The organism is Enterococcus malodoratus (assembly GCF_027659535.1).
GTDB lineage: Bacteria > Bacillota > Bacilli > Lactobacillales > Enterococcaceae > Enterococcus_A > Enterococcus_A malodoratus.
In genome coordinates this window covers 156,471-173,993 of the sequence record NZ_JAQDPG010000001.1, presented here as the reverse complement: position 1 = coordinate 173,993, position 17,523 = coordinate 156,471, and the positions used below count along the sequence as shown (strand labels likewise).

Sequence of the window (17,523 nt, the reverse complement as noted above, 5' to 3'; positions counted from 1 at the left end):
GGATTAGAACAATTCTTAAAAGAAAGCGACTGAATTATACTCGTGAATTTAAAAAGTATCAAAAAAACAATCAAAAATCGCAACAAACAAATTAACAAAACTTTTGCTCAAGTCGAAGAAACATTAGCTAGTCATATCCATAGTGATGTAAAGATTTATTTCGACAAAGCAGAAACTCACCGAATCCATCTCGATGAGAAAACACCTGACGGAAAAAAACGTCATATTCAAAGTGCTGAGCAAGATCACTCATTCAAGGATCTAGTTGATGCGCATATTAAAAAGCCGCAAACAGATACGTTGAACCAATTGACTAATAGTATCTATAACCTATGGTCAGAAAGCTTCAAAACAAAGACTCCTGTCGATGTTGATACTGATAAAGCAACGGAACTTGCTCAAGATATCTTAACTGATGTAGTCAAAGAACCAGCGAGTACTGGAGTAACTGCCGAACAAGCAGAAGCTTTGAATCAATCATTAAAATCAAAGACAAACTACTCTGCAGAATGGTCAGACACTGACAAATCAATCGAGGTTTTCTATAACCCGCCTAAAAAAGACCGTCAATTATTAGCAACGGTCGCCGCTGATCAAACAATTACTTATACTGACGCTCTATCAACAAAACGCGTTATGAAAAAAGAATTGCCAGATATGATCGCAGCTGTCTTAGCGTAAGCAAAAGTCCCATCGCCATAATTGACGATGGGACTTTTCTATTACTCCAACACCCCGTAGAAAAAAATTTCCACGGCTTTGTTTAGATTTTCTTGCTTAATCTCTGCTGGCAGATCAAGGTATGCGGAGATTAAAATGAACAATTGGCGCACCGCAAACTCCGAATCGACCGTGGATCGAATCTTATCTTCTTGCTCAAAAACAGTGACAAAAGGCTGTTTATAGCCTTGTTCCCACAGCGAAAAGAGTTTTTTTGATACTTCTGGTGAAACAGTGTGCTGAATATCATGCATCATCATAAACAAGCTGAACGGATGTCTTTCTTGTAAATAAAAAGCCATTGCCTTGATTTTCTCTTCAAAGGTTGTGTGCTTAGCGGATAGTTCGATCAAATTTTTTCCAACCTCATTTGCCAGACGCAGCATCACCTGATAATAAATCTCTTCTTTATTTTTGAAATGATAGTAAATGTTCGGTTGCGTAATCTCAAGAATCTTTGCGATTTGCCGAGTGGAAGTGTCATTATAGCCTTGCTTCATAAACAGTTCTTCGGCAACATCCAAAATCTCTTCGTACATCGAATCGCCTCATTTTTTCTTTGATACTTTATTATACGCTATAAGACTCCTTTTCATCCTTATTCATTGACTTTTCTTTTAATTGACCGTCCTTCATCTCCAACACGCGATCACAATATTTCACTAAACGAGTATCGTGGGTCACCATGATCGTCGCCTTATTTTTTTCTTTGGTTTCCTTCGCCAAAATTTTAACGACTTCATAGGCTTTCTCGGAATCCAGACTGGCTGTCGGTTCATCTGCCAAAATAATCGTTGGATCATGATACAATGCGCGAGCGATTGCGACACGCTGTCGTTCCCCACCGGATAATTCTTCTGGATATTTATTTTCTAAACTGTCGATGCCCAGCTGTTCGAACAGCTTTTCAGCAACCTCGGAATTCTCCTTTTTGCTGACTTTATCGACCAATTTTAATTGCTTTTTGACCGTCAAAAACGGAACAAGATTCGATGCTTGTAAAATAAAACCGATTTCTTTAAATCGCAGCTTCGCCCGATCTTTCTCTTTCTTTTCGCTAAAGTCTTCATCATTGATCAACACCTCGCCGCTTGAGGGTGATTGCAGACCGCCCGCAATCGTCAAAAAGGTACTTTTCCCTGAACCAGAAGGACCGATGATCGCGACAAACTCTCCTTTTTCGACTGAAAAATTGGTTTCCTTTAACGCTTCGATCGTTGAATCGCCATCTTTAAATGTTTTTTCTACTTGTTTAAATTCAATTGCACTCATGTTTTCTCCCCCTTACCCGATTGCTTTCAATGGATCGATCTTGACGATTGTTCTAACTGAGAAGAACGCACCGATCAACGCTACCGCAATCATCATCAAACTAATACCGCCAAAGAACAGCATATTGACTTGGAAAGGAACCGCATCGGGCAGCACCAGTGCTGTACCCAACGTTGCAGCCAATCCGATCACTACCCCAACGGTCGCAAGTAAAAAGGTTTGCGCAATTACGGAATTGGAAATGTATCTGCTAGAAATACCTTGGGCCTTCATAACACCGAAGATCTCTGCCTTTTGCATCGTTAATACATAGATAAATATACCAATTACGATCGCGGCAATTACGATCAAAAAGCCAATCATAAAGCCAAAGGTCAATACTTGAGCACTATAGCCTGGCAGATCATTGATAAAACTTTTTATATCCGTCTTATCCAAATCGTCAGGAATGGATTGAACTTTTCCACGAGTGATGATCGCGTTAATTCGAGTATTCTCACTGGTTCCTTGCGTTTCAAAGCGGATTTCCTGATATGCGCCGATCGTTGTGTAAAGTACCGGTGCTACATTAAATTTCGCGTTGTTTGTAAAACCGACGATTTTCAATGTTTTATCATTCCCGGCCATTTTAACAGTCTCACCGATTTTCAAATCGTACTCATCCTTCAGAGAAATATCAGCGACAGCTTCATCATCTGAGGAGAACATTTTTCCGCTGGTCAATTTCGGCGCTAAAAATTGATCCTTATCGATCCCGAAAAAGCTGACATCAATTTTTTCTCCGCCCTCGCCTTTTATGACTCCGGCCGTTTGAGCAAGATACGCTTTTTCATCCGCCTTCACCTCATCAAAGGTTTTCAAAGGGATCATAGACATATTCAAATTATTATTCGCTTCCTCTGTCAAAAGAATGCTGTCGGCATCCCACTTGTCTACTGCCGTCCGATTGTCCTGTGCCAGCCCATAAGCCAACCCCGTTAAAAAGAACACCAGATAGGCAATCAAAAACATGACACCCATCACTAACGTATAACGCAGCTTGGAATGTTTGATTTCATTAATCGCTAAAAACATAAAAAAGACCTCCACTTATCAGTTGATAAAATTACCGTAACACGATTAATTTTCGAAGGAAACTAATCTGCTCGGAGACCCTTTCTTCTAAACCATAAAAAAGCAATCGACAGATGACTGTGGATTGCTTGGTTTATTCCTATTCTTTTCCTTTTCGATAAAGTACCACACCGCAGGCCACAGCTGCGACCAAACATAAACTCGCATTGATTCTCAACAGCAATAATAAATCAGCCGTCTGCAAGCCTAGAAAATAGTTGCTAAAAAAATGAAAGATCATCGGGATCAATAAATTCGGACAGCCTTTGTAAAGCAGCGTCATGATGATTGATTGCGCGATGCACCAAATCGTGAAGAATAGAATGTATTGAACTAAATCCAGACCACTGTAGCCAGACATCAACCACAAAGGAAAATGCCAGCCTGACCAAACTAGACCTAAAATGATTGAAGCAATCAGCGGTCGATGGTTCTTTTCTAATTCTCCCAGTAAAAATCCACGCCAACCCAATTCTTCTCCTACCGGCCCTCTAACGATATGACTCAACGCAGAAACGAACAGAAAGCTTGGCGTTAACATGACCATTTCATGGATTGGTTTCTTTACTAACACCGAAACGATCACGACAGAACCGACAAAAAAGATTAAATGAAGGCCAATCACCATTCCTAGTGATTTCATCTTTACAGGTGTTGAAAATTTTTCTTTAATGAATATTTTCAAATTTCCAACTGGCCGCAATCTTTTCCAAAACAAGATGACTGCAAATGTGGGTGACCATGAAGAGATGATCTGCAAGATAGCGGAAGGCTGCGGACTTCCTGTCACGACCATCAACGAACCCATTAAAAGGATCATTCCCCAGAAAATCAAATACGTATAAAGAATAAATTTTTTAGCTGTTTTTGTCATAATAATTTCCCCCTGTAAACCTAGTCTAGAGGCGGGGGCAGCCCCCGGGTCAAGAGATTATTTTATTGGGACAAATATTTCTAGCACGGCCTGCTCTTTTTGCTCGCGATAAGTGATCATTTTAGTCAGAACAAATGCCCGTCCTAACGGAACAAGCCGCCTCTTTTGAGAATAGTCTGATATTTTTTCAAACATCTGTTGGGGAATCTGCTCACTGTTTTCCTCGTCCAAGTTTTCCGTCATGATTGTATGGAGACACTGAGAAAAGTTCAAGTACTCTTTCCCCTCTTGCAGCTGATTATCGCTGACCTCTTTGACGATCAGCATTCGTGAGTCTGTGATTCCGTCTTCAGTAAATTCAAAGCTGCGGATGATGGCGGAAAGAATATCTTCCTCTTTCGAACAATGCGTCAAAATCTGCCGATATTCGTCAAACTCAGCGAATTCATTGAAACTGCCTAAAATTTCAAACAGCGGCATACGCGCCACAGTTAATTCAGCACCCTGTTTCATAAAACGCTGATGAAAGGCCGCCAGCTTATTCATACGCTCCAAAATCCCAGAATAATGCTGCAGCTGTTCTTCTATTTCCGTACTTTTTTGCTGCATCAATTGCAAGAAATTCTCTTCCTGAAAGTTTTCCTGCAGCTCCTTGACCTCATTAATGGTAAAGCCGCGCTTGCGATAAAAGTCGATCACCAATAAACGGTAAATATCTGCGAAACGAAACTGGCGATAGTTATTGTAGGTGTCCTTTTCTGGCTGAATCAGCCCTTTTTATTCATAATGCCGCAACGTATCCCTCGTCATACCTGTGATTGACAAGAGATCGTTGGTTAAGTATGTCTCTTCCATTCCCTCTTCTCTCCTTTTTTCCTAATACATTATTATAGCGTAAAGAATTTCGAAAAGACGGACCACAAAGGAAAAACTGATCTTATTCCGTTATTTACGAAAACTGGACATACTTTGTCAAGATTTGTATAGTACACTGATTTTATAGGAGGTTAGAAGATGAATATTAAACAGGAAATTGAAAAAGAGGTTGGCAGCGATCCGCTGGCCTATTTGAACGACATCACTATCGATCCAGCATCGATAAAGGCAATCATGATCAATGAAGTCGTTCCAGCCTATCCAGAAAATGATTTCTATGGATCAGAAGATGCAACCTATCTAGAAACGACAATTCCATTATTTCAAAAGGCCGGTATCGAGGTCACAACGGTTCAGGAAATTTTAGATCAAGGCATCTATCTGACAAATGCGATAAAGATGCCTAAGACAGAATCCGCAGTCGATAATGCCAGTATCGAGAAAAGTTTGCCTTATTTGGAAAAAGAACTGTCCCTTTTTCCAAATGTTAAGGTTATTATGCTGATGGGTGATGTCGCAAAGAAATGCTTTAATCGAATAACAAAAAAAGCGACCAAGAAAAATGCCGTTCCTGCCATCTCTACTTACAAAATACGGAAAAGTGAAATTTTCTATCAGGACATTCGAATCATGCCCTCATATATCATGACTGGCAAAAACATTTTGATTGAAAAGTCAAAGGTGCAAATGGCGTCTGAGGATCTTGCCACTATGTTTCGTATTATTACGAAAAAAACAGAATAACAAAAATCGGTTCTCCTATCTTTGTTTATAAGATAAGAGAGCCGATTAACTATTTATTATAATTTTCTTGTAAAAAGAGCCTCATATCCAGCGGTGCGTGTCCAGTAATCGTCTCGAAATCGTTCGTCACTTCTCCTAATAATCCCAATGCACCGCCTTGATACATGGAAGCCAGTTCTTTGCCATCGCCGTCACCACGATAAATCTCCGCAAATTCTTCCAGCGTAACAGGCTGATAGCCGATTTCTTTTCCCGTCACATCGCTCATTATCGAGCCCAACTGATCCATCGAATAGTTTCCCTTCTGGCTGAGCAAATAAGTTTGCCCATTGTCTCGTAAATCCGGCTGAACAACTAACTTGGCCAACGCTTCCGCACTATCGTCCAGTGAGATAAATGACAGTTTTTCTGCCCCAATCGGATAGATGATTTGTTTTCTTTCAATCAATTCCGGCAAATACGGAACCAACGGATCAGCATACAGCGCATTTTTAACGACCGTATACTCAAATTCAGAGCCGGCCAAACGTCTTGGCGCGTAACCATAATAAGGAGACATAGTGAAAGGATTCTTTTCCTGATCGGCAAAGAAACTAACGAAAATAATCTTCTTAACTCCTGCTTTCCTCATCGCAGTCAGCGTATTCTCCAGTTCCAAGACACGCTGAACCACATCATAAGTCTTGCTGGGAATATAAATCACCAGATCAATCTCCCTCAATGCCGCAATCATGCTGTCAACATCCATATAGTCGCCTGTTCTGACTGTTACGCCCTGTTCTTTTAAGTTTTGTGCTTTAGTTGGTGTGTGCACGAGCGCCACGATATTTTTCTTATCGACTAAAGCAGCCAGCTTAGTCACCACACGACTCCCTAAATTTCCAGCGGAACCAGTTACTGCAAAGTTCATTCCATCCACTTCCTTCTCCTCAATCAAAATACACGCCTATCCTCATCACTTAGGCTAATAATTCTTTAAATCCAGCTTCTAAACTAACCAGCGGTCTGCCCAATGCCTTTTCAAAATCAGCGGAAACGACATCCAACTGATCATTCTTAATATCATATTGGAAAGATAAAAAGATTTCCGCCACTGGTTCAGGAAGACCGCTCGCTGCTAAATTTGCCACAAAGCCCTTATCGTCTGAATTGACCACGTCGAATTCTTTCCCAGTTGCTTGTTTTAATGCCTGAGCCAATACTTCGTAAGTCACAGGTTTTCCTGATAATTCAAGAATTGCTGGGAAATCTTCACCTAATAATGCTTTTGCCGCAACTTCTGCATACTCGCGTTTCAATGCCCAACCAGTCTTCCCATTGCCAGCCGCGTAGACAAATTTATCGTCAGTCAATGCCGCTTGAACGATCGGCATTTCATTTTCTAAATACCAATTATTTCGTAAAAAGGTATGAGGGATTCCTGATTCTTCAATGCGTTTTTCAGTAAAGAGATGATCAGCAGCTAGAGGACTTGTTGCGTGATCCGCTCCTGCAAAACTTGTATAAGCAATATACGATACACCGGCTTCATTAGCTGCATCAACAACATTTCCATGTTCTTCTTGCCGATTGCCTGGCGCACCGGAAACGAATAGCAAACGATCGATACCCTTTAAGGCTGCTTTCATCGATTCCGCATCCGCGTAATCACCAATACGTGTATTAAAACCAGCTTTCTTTAATGCCTCGCCTTTTTCTTCACTGCGAACTAAGGCATATATTTCAGAGTCAGATACACTTTCCTTCAAGAAATCTAAGGCATAACCGCCAAATCCACCAGTTGCTCCTGTTACTAAATAATTCATAATAGCCACTCCTTTATTTTTTTGCTGTACATTTATAATTTACACCTTTGATAATACGTAGTATGATAAGATATGTCAAGAAAGAGTTTTTGAAGGGACGAATAAAAATGAAATATTCGATGCAGTTTAGTGATGCGCTCCACATTCTCACTTATATCGAAATTTATAAAAATACGGAGTTTCTCTCCAGTGATATGATCGCTAAAAGCGTGGAGACCAATCCCGCCAATATTCGAAAAATCATGAGCCAATTGAAAAAATCTGGTCTGATTCTGACACAAATAGGAAAACCCAATCCAACGCTGGCAAAACGACCAGAGGAAATTACACTGCTGGATGTCTATCAGAGTATTGAGGGCAATACAAAGCTGATTCAAGTAGATCCAAAAACCAATCCTGATTGTATCGTCGGCGCCAATATCCAAGATGTATTGAACGAGAACTATGATGCCTTGCAGAAAAAGGTCGAAGATGAAATGAACGGAGTCACTTTAGATACTCTGATCCAAAAAATTGCTCATTTAGAGCTAAAAAAAAGACCCGAAAATCGGGACTTCATTCAAGATTTCTTATAATCATTGGCACACAAACGTGCACTTCTTGTATATAAGAGGTGCACGTTTTATTACTGACAAGTAGTCTTATTTGAAATTATGTCGGCTTTTTTGATAGTCGCTTGGAGACATCCCCATCTCTGCCTTGAAAACCTTAGCAAAATAGTTTCCGTTCGACATTCCAACTAGCTTGGCAATCTCATGTATAGTTCGCTGATTATCCAGCAAAAAAGGCAATGCTCGCTTAATTCGATATTTTTTTAAATAGGCAATTGGAGAAACGGTATAGGCTTTTTCAAATAAGCGAATCGCTTTATACCTAGATAATTCAAAGTGCTCTTCGATATCCATTAAACCAATTTCCTTTTGATACTGCTGCTCCAAATAATCTTTTATTTCTTTTGCCAACGGATATTTTTCTACCCGCACCGTCAGCAATTCTTTTTTTAATGCTACGATTAAGGAATAAGCCAACTGAGAATTTTCAAAAAAATCGACATCTGTTTGTTTCTTCAATTGATCATGTATAATCAACAGCAATTCTTGAAACCGCGAGGAACTATCCAGATGCGTTTGATTTATTGGAAAGAACCATTGAAGAGCTTCCTTAGACAATTCAAAATACAGAAACTGCCAGTCTTCTTTGCCATAATAACAACAATCGCTAGGAATCTCGGCCAGAAAAAAACTATTTTTTCTTTGAATGGTCCGTTGCCCCTCCATTTCAAAATACCCTGTTCCTGCCAACGTATATTGCAGCACAATTAAATGATCTTTTCGCTTTTTGTTATCCCAGAAATAGTGTTCCCCACCATGTCCAAATCCAAGTCCTTTGAGATAAGGCAACCCATAATTTTCCAAATAATAATAGCTCTCTGAAAAATAATCCTGCAATTTTTTACCTCCTAGTTCAAATTTTTTATTCTTGTTCGCCTCTGTCTATTTACTTATGATTATAGTATACAGCAGAAAGGAGCGATATCCATGCCTATTACATTTGATTTTGAAAAACAACTATTTCATCTGTCTAATTCACATATCAGTTACATTATCGGAATAGAAAAAGAAAAATATATTACCCATCGTTATTTTGGAAAAGCACTCCCCTTTTATACTGGAAGCAATGCTTTGCAGCGAATCGATCGTGGCTTTGCGACAAATCCAGATATAGCGGATCGAACCTTTTCATTAAATGCTTTGCCTATGGAAACAAGTACTCAAGGAACCGGAGATCATCGGATCAGCAATTATCAAATCCGACGAATGAACGGATCAAATGTTACAAATTTCTTTTATCGTGATCACACTATCTCTTCTGGGAAAGCGCCTTTGAATGGACTGCCCAGCTTACGTGGGGAAAATACCACAACTTTAGAAATCATGCTGGTTGATGAGATCCAACAGCTAGAAATGACGCTTGTCTACAATCTTTATAAAGATCATCCCATCATCACCCGCAATGTTCGCTTTATTAATCACGGAAAAGAAACTGTTTTTCTCGAAAATGCCGGTTCGATGATGCTCGACCTGCCGCGAAATGATTTTGATATGGTCACATTAACAGGCTCTCACACTAATGAAGCCAACATAGCTCGACAAGCTCTGCATACTGGTATCCAAAAAATTGAGAGCTCTCGCGGTACCAGCAGCCCGCAGCACCAGCCATTTTTGGCTTTAGCTGATTCTACAACTGATGAATTTCAAGGAGAAGTTTACGCGTTTCATTTAGTTTATAGCGGAAATTTTGCTGCTCAAGTGGAAGTTGAACAGTACGGCTCTAGCCGTGTGCAGTTGGGAATCCAACCTGAAACGTTTGAATGGTGTTTGGCTCCGGAAGAAACCTTTCAGACACCAGAAGTCGTAATTAATTATTCGAACGAAGGGTTTAACGGCATGTCACAAACATTCCACAAAGTTTATCAAGAACAGTTGGTTCCTATTTCTTGGCAAAAACAGGAACGGCCGATTCTGCTAAACACTTGGGAGGCCAACTATTTCGATTTTAAAGAAAAGGACTTGCTTGACCAAGCGGACTTGGCTAAAGATACAGGGATCGAACTCTTTGTTTTAGATGATGGCTGGTTTGGTTACCGTGATGATGACACTTCTTCACTGGGGGATTGGTTCGAAAATCCAGCAAAACTGCCGCAGGGTATTGCCGGCTTGGCAGAAAAAATCCAGCAAAAAGGAATGAAATTCGGTTTGTGGTTCGAACCTGAGATGATCTCGAAAAACAGTCGTTTATATAAAAAGCATCCAGATTGGGTTTCACAGGTTCCTGATTATCCAATGACTGAAGGACGCCGCCAACTGGTGCTGGATCTAAGCCAAGTTGTTGTCCAAGATTATCTTATTGAGGTTTTGAGCAACTATTTAGCAACGGGAAAAATTGATTATATCAAATGGGATATGAATCGTCATTTAACTGAAGTCGGTAGTTTGGCTTTCCCAGCAGCTCAGCAAAAGGAAATTTCGCATCGCTACGTACTCGGCCTTTATCGCATACTTGAAACAATCACTAAGCAGTATCCAAATTGTTTATTCGAAAATTGTTCAAGCGGCGGCGGCCGCTTTGATCCAGGAATGATGTGTTACATGCCGCAAACTTGGACGAGCGATAATACCGATGCGCTTTGCCGCAGTCAAATCCAAGCTGGTTATAGCTATTTATATCCGCCGATCATGTTGGGAGCCCATGTTTCTCCTGTGCCAAATCATCAAGTAGGTCGAAAAACGAGTTTGCATACTCGCGGGTTGACTGCTATGAGTGGGAATCTGGGTTATGAATTAGATCTTACTAGTCTGCCAGACAATGAAAAAAATGAAATTATTGAGCAAATCAATTTCTATAAGGCGCATCGCTCCTTATTCCAATTTGGAAAATTCTATCGCCTGCAGGCACCAAATGAGTTCTTTGCTTCCGCCTGGTTGTTTGTCAATGATACAGAAGCTGCGGTAATCTATTTTAATGGATTGGCTCGACCAGCCGTACCTGTGAAAAATTTGAAAACACATTATTTAGACGATCAAGCAATCTATGTTTTCATAGATACAGGACAACGCGTGTCTGGAGCCGAATTAAATTATGCCGGCATCGCAATTCCACGAATCAAAGAAGACTTCTCCACACTCCTATTCCATTGGAAGAAAGTGTAAAAGAAAAAGCATTGCCCGCAAGTAATATAGCGGGCAATGCTTTTATTTTGCTTTTCGAACAGCGTACGCTTCATAGGGAGCTAATTCATGCCACTGTTCCGGGCGTTCAGGATAATTATGAATTAATCGTTCATTATCCGACAATAGAATCTCTAAGCTGTAATGTTGAGTGGTATTCGAAAAATTGACCACCACTGTCACTACATCGTTCTGATCAAATCGTTGATAAGCCAAAACTAACGGATTGTTTGTTTTAATTGCCCGATATTTTCCATACACGATCACATCATATTTTTTTCTTAATTGAATGAGTTGTTTATACGTGTAAAAAAGAGAATTTTCATCTGCCAATGCATCCTCTACATTGACTGTTGGATAATTCGGATGTACCGGCAGCCAAGGTTCGACCGATGAGAACCCGGCATTTAATTGTCCATCCCATTGCATCGGATGGCGTGCATTGTCGCGTCCCTTTGCATTGATTGATGTAATCAACTCACTTTCGGGATACCCCTGCGCAAGTCGTTCATTGTACATTCGAATACTTTCAATGTCATCAACTTCTTGAATTTCCTTGATCGGATAATTAATCATCCCAAGCTCTTCCCCTTGAAAAATATAAGGAGTCCCCTTCATAAAATGTAGATAGATCGCCAACATCTTGCCGCTCACTAGTCGAAACTCTTCTGAATCGTCACCCCAGCGGGAAATAATGCGCGGTAAATCGTGATTATTCCAGAACAAAGAATTCCAGCCCTTTTCATCCAACTCGGTTTGCCATTTTGAAAAAACTTCATGCAATTCTTGCGGATTTAAGGGTTTTAAATCCCATTTTCGTTTACCTGATTGTTTGTCCAAATTGATATGCTCAAACTGAAAAACCATCGATAATTCATTTCTTGCTGGATTCGAATACAGTTCTGCAATCTTAGGTGTGGCTCCCCACGTTTCGCCGACAGTGACAACATCATGCTTGCCAAAGGTGTGGCGATTCATTTCTTGCAGCAGATCATGCAACTTAGGACCATTCTTCGTGATCCCGCGATCAGGTTCTTTGCCGATTAAATCAATCACATCTAAGCGAAAACCGCCGACTCCTTTAGCCAGCCAGAAATTCATCATGTCCCAGATCGCCTGCTTCATTTGCGGGTTTTCCCAATTTAAATCCGGCTGTTTTTTTGAATGCAGATGCAGATAATACTCATCTAAGTGTGGAACATAGGTCCAAGCAGAACCGCTAAAATTTGATTGCAGATCATTCGGCGCGCCGCCATCAACTGGACTTCGCCAAACATAGAACTGATGATAAGGATTATCCTTACCTTTCAATGCCTCTTGAAACCATACATGTTCATCTGAGGTATGGTTCACCACTAAATCCATAATAATTTTAATTTTTCGCTGCGCAGCTTCTTGAATCAATCGATCCATATCAGCCATCGAGCCGTACTCAAATCCAATGGCTTCATAATCACTGATATCGTAGCCATTATCATCATTCGGCGAAGAATATACCGGGCTCAGCCAAAGAGCGTCAACCCCTAAAAAAGCGAGATAATCCAATCTTTGGATGATTCCATTTAAATCGCCGATTCCATCGCCGTTACTATCTTGAAAGCTTCGTGGATAGATTTGATAGATGACTGCTTTTTGCCACCAGTTATTACTCATTGGCGGCACTCACTGCGACTAAATCATCGCCAGAAACGACCTGTATCTTATTTAAGCCGCTGACTTCACCATAAGCAGCAGAGTTCGTAATCACCATCATGACGGTGTCATCATATCCGGCATTTTTAATCGCTGCTCTATCAAAGGTTCCTAACAATTCACCTTTTTTAACTCGTTCACCCTTCTTTTTATCGGTCGTAAAGAATTTCCCCGCCAAATTAACCGTATCGATACCGATGTGAATGAGAATCTCCGCACCACTGTCCGCTTGAATTCCATAGGCATGTTTCGAATCATACATGACCGTCAGCACACCATCCGCTGGTGCGAATAACTGATCGCTTTCAGGTTCAATCGCAATACCTTTACCCATCATTTCAGTAGAAAACACGGGATCATTGACATCCTTCAATGGAACAACTTTTCCAGAAACCACTGCCGCCAATACATCATCTTGAACAGCCATCGCTTGTTCAGGATCTTCATTGATCACAACAGCTTCTTGACCGTCAGCTGTTGAAGTTGCAGGAACATCCATTTTATTTTTTCCGTAAACAAAGGTTAAAGCAAACCCTAATACGAAGCTAATTACGACACCAATCATAAAGAATGGGATCGATTTTGGTGCGATTGAAATGAAGCCAATCACACTCGCAGGCCCCATCGCTACAGATAATACATGAAATAATCCAAGTGCAACACTTGCTACGCCAGAGGCGATCATGGCACAGATGAATGGGAATTTAAGTTTCAAATTAATCCCGAAAATCGCCGGTTCTGTAATCCCAAGCAGTGCAGAAATACTTGCAGAAGAAGCTAAACTTTTTTGCTTTTCATTTTTTGTTAAAACAAAAATTGCCAAGGTCGCAGCCCCCTGCGCGATGTTAGCCATGGAAGCTACAGGGAAAATAAACGATCCCCCTGTTCGGGCAACATCCGCTAGCAAAGTCGTCTCAATTGCTGGGAAACTTTGGTGCAAACCGGTAATTACGATTGGTGAATAAAATAGACCAAAAATTCCTAATCCGACTGCTCCAGTCGTTTGATATAACCAGACTAAGCCATCGGTTAATCCATCTGAAACTGTCCGCATCACAGGTCCCACGAAAATAAAGGTCAAGAAACCAGTAATAATAATTGCTAACATTGGTGTGAAGGTAAAATCAAATGCGGCAGAGATTTTTTTATGGAAGAATTTTTCTAGCGTTGCTAAAATCCAAGAAACAGCTAACACTGGTAATACAGAACCTTGATATCCAGCCTGCGCTACTTGCAAGCCGAAAATATTCCAATAAGGCATCGTTCCTTCTGTAATCGCGTTGGCAACACCGTATCCGTTAATCAGATCGGGCATAACCATAACCATACCCATCGCTGCCCCCAAATACCCGTTACCACCGAAGCGTTTAGTTGCCGAGAATCCAACTAAAATCGGTAAAAAGGCAAACGGTGCTGAAGCTAATAAATTAATGATGCTGGCAATATCCTTAATATTGGGAAACATTTCAACTACTGATTGCGGACCAAATAGATTCGGCGAGGTCAACACATTGTTGATCGCCATCAATAGACCACCCGCTACTAACGCAGGAACGATCGGTACAAAAATATCTGATAAGACTTTGATAAATGCCATAATCGGATTTAGTTTCTTACCCTCGGCAGCGACAGCCTTCAAATCTTCTGTAGACGCTTCCTTTACATTCGTCAATTTTACCAATTCCGCATAAACCTTGTTCACATCTCCCGGACCAATAATAATTTGGAATTGACCATTAGCTTCAAATGTCCCCTTGACATCCTCGTTATTGTCTAAAGCAGTGTGATCAACCTTGCTAGGGTCTTTTAGCACTAACCGTAATCGAGTCGCACAATGAGCGGCGGCTTGAATATTCCCCTCTCCTAATGCTTTGTTTACTTCTGCGGCTACTTTTTTATGATTCATAATTTTTCCCCTTCCAATGTAATCGCTTTTTTCACTTTTATCATACAACATATTTCATAAATGTCAAACGTTTATCAAAATGATTTTAATAAAAAATTTTATTGGTAATAAATCAAGCAAATATAAGATTTATACATTTGATATACGTTTGACAATTATCCGTTTTTGAAGTATCTTTATAGCGAAAGAATGCGTTTGCTAAAAAAGATATGGAACATTTAACAAACGAATAAACTTTGCATCTGTATAAAAGGAGATATCAAAGATGGAACTAATAAAAAAATGGACCGATGACCTGCGCTACCTGCCTTACCATCAATGGGACGATAAATATCAACTTTTTTTGAACGAAACTATTCGCAAGTCTCATTGGCGGCAAAGTTACCATGTCCAACCAAAAAGCGGACTGCTAAACGATCCCAATGGCTTTTCTTATTTCAATGGCAAGTGGCACCTCTTCTATCAGCTTTATCCGATGGGACCCGTTCATGGAGTGAAATCTTGGGCCCACGTTTCATCCGAAAATCTCGTAGACTGGCAATCTGAAGGAATCGCTCTGCTCCCCGACTCGCCTTATGATAAGCATGGTGTTTACTCAGGCTCAGGAATCGTCATCGGCGATGAGTTAGTTTTGGCATATACAGGAAATGTCCGTGATGCTGATTGGACGCGAACTTCTTATCAAATGTTGGCCCATATGGGTAAAGATGGCGTAATCACTAAAGATGCCACACCGATTATTCCTGCACCGCCTGAAGGATATACTCATGAATTTCGTGACCCGCAGGTTCTTTTTTATCAAAATAAATATTGGCTGCTGATTGGTGCACAAACCGAAGAGCTTGAAGGAAAAGTATTGGTTTACTCTGGTGAAACATTAGAAGATCTGCAATTTGAGGGGCCTTTAGATTTCACAAATCAGTCAATGGGCTTCATGGTGGAATGTCCAAACCTAATCTTTATTGAAGACAAACCGGTTTTACTATTCTGCCCGCAAGGTCTTGATAAAAACATTATGGACTATCAAAATATTTATCCAAATACTTACGTTATTGCTGATACCTTTGACGGTGAGCAGCCTGCTCTAAAAAACGCAAGTTCGTTAAGCAATTTAGACCATGGATTTGATGTCTATGCTACTCAAGCCTTTAATGCGCCAGACGGAAGAGCTTTAGCGGTGAGCTGGATCGGACTTCCTGAAGTGGAATACCCTAGTGATTCAGAAGGCTGGGCTCATTGCCTCAGTATCATCAAAGAATTGCAGCTTAAAAATGGTCAATTGTACCAAACTCCTGTAAAGGAACTGATCGAGTTGAGACAAGATCAAACCTCTGTTAGTGGAAAGTTGTCACCAAAAGCCGCTGTGATTGCTGATAAAACCAATAATTGTTATGAGTTAGTGCTCGATTTTTCCGCAGACAGTCAAGGGCGTCTTCTACTTTACTCAGATGAGGAAATGGAGCACTCATTAGTCCTCGATTTCGACGCAAAAAATGGTATGATTAGTGTAGATCGTACACACGTCAGCAATCCATTTGCTCAGGAATACGGCACAACTCGCAGCCTCTCACTTGAAGAGAACAAACCATTGTCCTTACAGATCTTTGTGGATCATTCTGTTTGCGAAATTTTCGTGAATGGCGGACAGCGCGTTTTGACTGCGCGAGTATTTCCGGCTGAAAATGAAAAGGATGTTTACCTTGAAGGAACATCCGGAGATTTTTCTGGTGATTTCTGGTGTTTGCGCAATATGAAAAACGACTAAGGAGTACAATGATACGATGGCAATCAAACTGACAGATGTCGCAAAAAAAGCAGGCGTTTCTCCCACTACAGTATCGCGCGTAATCAATAATTATGGATCATTAAGTCAAAAGACTATTGATAAAGTACATTTAGCGATGAAGGAATTAAATTATCAGCCAAATTCTCTCGCCCGTTCTTTGCAGGGAAAAAATACTCAATTAATCGGAGTTATTTTTCCAACAGTTTCCAATCCTTTTTTTGGTGAGCTGGTCGATAAGCTGGAGACCACCTTATTTGAGCAAGGCTACAAGACCATTCTCTGCAACAGTGCCAACAATAAGGAAAAAGAACGTGCCTATATCAATATGCTTTCCGCAAATCGCGTGGATGGGATCATCGCCGGCGCACATAATTTGGGCATCAAAGAGTATGAAGACATCGGCTTGCCGATCGTTTCATTTGACCGCCATTTGTCTGAATCAATTCCGATTATCGGCAGCGATAACTTCCACGGCGGCTATCTAGCAACCGAAAATTTATATTTGCGTGGATGCAGAAAAATCGGGATTCTTACTGGAAGTTTAAAATCAAACTCCCCTACTAACGGACGTTTAGAAGGTTATGAACAATTTTTAGCAGAGAAAGAATTGGAGTCTAGAGTGTTTGCGATTGATTCCAGAGCGAATTCAATGGCTCTGAAGACTTTAGAAATCAAGCGGATTTTGGAAAATGAAGATTTGGACAGCTTGTTTTGTACAGACGATTTAACTGCTATCTTAGTCTATAATATCTGCCAAGAAATGAAGATCTCTATTCCAGAGGACTTAAAATTGATTGGTTATGATGGAACAAAATTTGTTCAAAATTATTTCCCGCAATTATCGACGATTGCCCAACCAATTTCTGATTTTGCTGATTTATTGGTAGATTTATTGATTCAGCGAATTACAGACCCAGAAAAAGAATTGGAGCAATACTACGCGCTGCCGATCAAACTCATCCAAGGCAAAACGACCTAATTTAATAGATTTTTCCCAACATATAAAG

Annotated in this window: 16 protein-coding genes; 6 read left to right on the top strand and 10 right to left on the bottom strand. The window is 40.5% G+C overall.

The window, feature by feature from the left end:
* The first annotated feature begins 42 nt into the window (after window positions 1-42).
* Window positions 43-681 (top strand): hypothetical protein, encoded by a 639-nt coding sequence (locus PGP85_RS00885; protein WP_270325560.1) that lies wholly within the window; start codon window positions 43-45, stop codon window positions 679-681.
* A gap of 41 nt (window positions 682-722) precedes the next feature.
* Here PGP85_RS00885 and PGP85_RS00880 read toward each other — a convergent pair whose 3' ends face one another.
* The 5 genes from PGP85_RS00880 to PGP85_RS00860 form a co-directional block, all read right to left on the bottom strand.
* Window positions 723-1,259 carry a TetR/AcrR family transcriptional regulator gene (locus PGP85_RS00880; RefSeq protein ID WP_270325559.1) on the bottom strand — a complete coding sequence of 179 codons (537 nt, stop codon included), beginning with the start codon at window positions 1,257-1,259 and terminating at the stop codon, window positions 723-725.
* Window positions 1,260-1,290: 31 nt separating this feature from the next.
* The gene (locus PGP85_RS00875; RefSeq protein WP_270325558.1) at window positions 1,291-1,992 is read right to left on the bottom strand and encodes an ABC transporter ATP-binding protein; all 702 of its coding nucleotides are present in this window, start codon (window positions 1,990-1,992) and stop codon (window positions 1,291-1,293) included.
* 12 nt (window positions 1,993-2,004) lie between these two features.
* Window positions 2,005-3,066, bottom strand: a complete 1,062-nt coding sequence (locus tag PGP85_RS00870) for an ABC transporter permease (RefSeq protein WP_270325557.1) — start codon at window positions 3,064-3,066, stop codon at window positions 2,005-2,007.
* 139 nt (window positions 3,067-3,205) lie between these two features.
* Complete coding sequence (locus PGP85_RS00865) at window positions 3,206-3,979, bottom strand: CPBP family intramembrane glutamic endopeptidase (RefSeq protein WP_270325556.1); 774 nt, start codon at window positions 3,977-3,979, stop codon at window positions 3,206-3,208.
* Window positions 3,980-4,036: 57 nt separating this feature from the next.
* Window positions 4,037-4,747 (bottom strand): helix-turn-helix domain-containing protein, encoded by a 711-nt coding sequence (locus PGP85_RS00860; protein ID WP_270326108.1) that lies wholly within the window; start codon window positions 4,745-4,747, stop codon window positions 4,037-4,039.
* A 246-nt stretch (window positions 4,748-4,993) separates the two neighbouring features.
* Here PGP85_RS00860 and PGP85_RS00855 point away from each other — a divergent pair, with 246 nt between their 5' ends.
* Window positions 4,994-5,599: a uracil-DNA glycosylase family protein gene (locus PGP85_RS00855; RefSeq protein WP_270325555.1), complete on the top strand. Its 606-nt coding sequence runs from the start codon at window positions 4,994-4,996 to the stop codon at window positions 5,597-5,599.
* 49 nt (window positions 5,600-5,648) lie between these two features.
* Here PGP85_RS00855 and PGP85_RS00850 read toward each other — a convergent pair whose 3' ends face one another.
* Entirely contained in the window at window positions 5,649-6,509 is an 861-nt protein-coding gene (locus PGP85_RS00850; RefSeq protein ID WP_270325554.1) for an SDR family oxidoreductase, read from the bottom strand.
* A gap of 49 nt (window positions 6,510-6,558) precedes the next feature.
* Window positions 6,559-7,404, bottom strand: a complete 846-nt coding sequence (locus tag PGP85_RS00845) for an SDR family oxidoreductase (RefSeq protein ID WP_270325553.1) — start codon at window positions 7,402-7,404, stop codon at window positions 6,559-6,561.
* 107 nt (window positions 7,405-7,511) lie between these two features.
* Here PGP85_RS00845 and PGP85_RS00840 point away from each other — a divergent pair, with 107 nt between their 5' ends.
* Window positions 7,512-7,979: an Rrf2 family transcriptional regulator gene (locus PGP85_RS00840; protein ID WP_270325552.1), complete on the top strand. Its 468-nt coding sequence runs from the start codon at window positions 7,512-7,514 to the stop codon at window positions 7,977-7,979.
* Window positions 7,980-8,045: 66 nt separating this feature from the next.
* Here PGP85_RS00840 and PGP85_RS00835 read toward each other — a convergent pair whose 3' ends face one another.
* Window positions 8,046-8,852, bottom strand: a complete 807-nt coding sequence (locus PGP85_RS00835; RefSeq protein ID WP_270325551.1) for a helix-turn-helix transcriptional regulator — start codon at window positions 8,850-8,852, stop codon at window positions 8,046-8,048.
* Between the two features lie 90 nt (window positions 8,853-8,942).
* Here PGP85_RS00835 and PGP85_RS00830 point away from each other — a divergent pair, with 90 nt between their 5' ends.
* Entirely contained in the window at window positions 8,943-11,114 is a 2,172-nt protein-coding gene (locus PGP85_RS00830; RefSeq protein WP_270325550.1) for an alpha-galactosidase, read from the top strand.
* Between the two features lie 42 nt (window positions 11,115-11,156).
* Here the strand turns inward: PGP85_RS00830 and PGP85_RS00825 are convergent, their stop codons facing one another.
* Complete coding sequence (locus PGP85_RS00825; protein WP_270325549.1) at window positions 11,157-12,785, bottom strand: glycoside hydrolase family 13 protein; 1,629 nt, start codon at window positions 12,783-12,785, stop codon at window positions 11,157-11,159.
* Window positions 12,778-14,730, bottom strand: a complete 1,953-nt coding sequence (locus PGP85_RS00820) for a sucrose-specific PTS transporter subunit IIBC (protein WP_010741914.1) — start codon at window positions 14,728-14,730, stop codon at window positions 12,778-12,780. The genes PGP85_RS00825 and PGP85_RS00820 overlap by 8 nt, the downstream gene beginning before the upstream one ends.
* A gap of 265 nt (window positions 14,731-14,995) precedes the next feature.
* Here PGP85_RS00820 and PGP85_RS00815 point away from each other — a divergent pair, with 265 nt between their 5' ends.
* Window positions 14,996-16,495 (top strand): sucrose-6-phosphate hydrolase, encoded by a 1,500-nt coding sequence (locus PGP85_RS00815; RefSeq protein WP_270325548.1) that lies wholly within the window; start codon window positions 14,996-14,998, stop codon window positions 16,493-16,495.
* Window positions 16,496-16,511: 16 nt separating this feature from the next.
* On the top strand, window positions 16,512-17,495 hold the full coding sequence (locus tag PGP85_RS00810) for a LacI family DNA-binding transcriptional regulator (RefSeq protein ID WP_010741912.1): 984 nt from the start codon (window positions 16,512-16,514) through the stop codon (window positions 17,493-17,495).
* The last annotated feature ends 28 nt before the right edge of the window (window positions 17,496-17,523 follow it).

What these genes read in the sequence shown, in the direction of transcription:
- PGP85_RS00865 (WP_270325556.1), bottom strand. Translation starts at nt 3,979, where the DNA reads ATGACAAAAACAGCTAAAAAATTTATTCTTTATACGTATTTGATTTTC.
- PGP85_RS00815 (WP_270325548.1), top strand. Translation starts at nt 14,996, where the DNA reads ATGGAACTAATAAAAAAATGGACCGATGACCTGCGCTACCTGCCTTAC.
- PGP85_RS00850 (WP_270325554.1), bottom strand. Translation starts at nt 6,509, where the DNA reads ATGAACTTTGCAGTAACTGGTTCCGCTGGAAATTTAGGGAGTCGTGTG.
- PGP85_RS00825 (WP_270325549.1), bottom strand. Translation starts at nt 12,785, where the DNA reads ATGAGTAATAACTGGTGGCAAAAAGCAGTCATCTATCAAATCTATCCA.
- PGP85_RS00880 (WP_270325559.1), bottom strand. Translation starts at nt 1,259, where the DNA reads ATGTACGAAGAGATTTTGGATGTTGCCGAAGAACTGTTTATGAAGCAA.
- PGP85_RS00845 (WP_270325553.1), bottom strand. Translation starts at nt 7,404, where the DNA reads ATGAATTATTTAGTAACAGGAGCAACTGGTGGATTTGGCGGTTATGCC.
- PGP85_RS00810 (WP_010741912.1), top strand. Translation starts at nt 16,512, where the DNA reads ATGGCAATCAAACTGACAGATGTCGCAAAAAAAGCAGGCGTTTCTCCC.
- PGP85_RS00820 (WP_010741914.1), bottom strand. Translation starts at nt 14,730, where the DNA reads ATGAATCATAAAAAAGTAGCCGCAGAAGTAAACAAAGCATTAGGAGAG.
- PGP85_RS00840 (WP_270325552.1), top strand. Translation starts at nt 7,512, where the DNA reads ATGAAATATTCGATGCAGTTTAGTGATGCGCTCCACATTCTCACTTAT.
- PGP85_RS00870 (WP_270325557.1), bottom strand. Translation starts at nt 3,066, where the DNA reads ATGTTTTTAGCGATTAATGAAATCAAACATTCCAAGCTGCGTTATACG.
- PGP85_RS00855 (WP_270325555.1), top strand. Translation starts at nt 4,994, where the DNA reads ATGAATATTAAACAGGAAATTGAAAAAGAGGTTGGCAGCGATCCGCTG.
- PGP85_RS00830 (WP_270325550.1), top strand. Translation starts at nt 8,943, where the DNA reads ATGCCTATTACATTTGATTTTGAAAAACAACTATTTCATCTGTCTAAT.
- PGP85_RS00875 (WP_270325558.1), bottom strand. Translation starts at nt 1,992, where the DNA reads ATGAGTGCAATTGAATTTAAACAAGTAGAAAAAACATTTAAAGATGGC.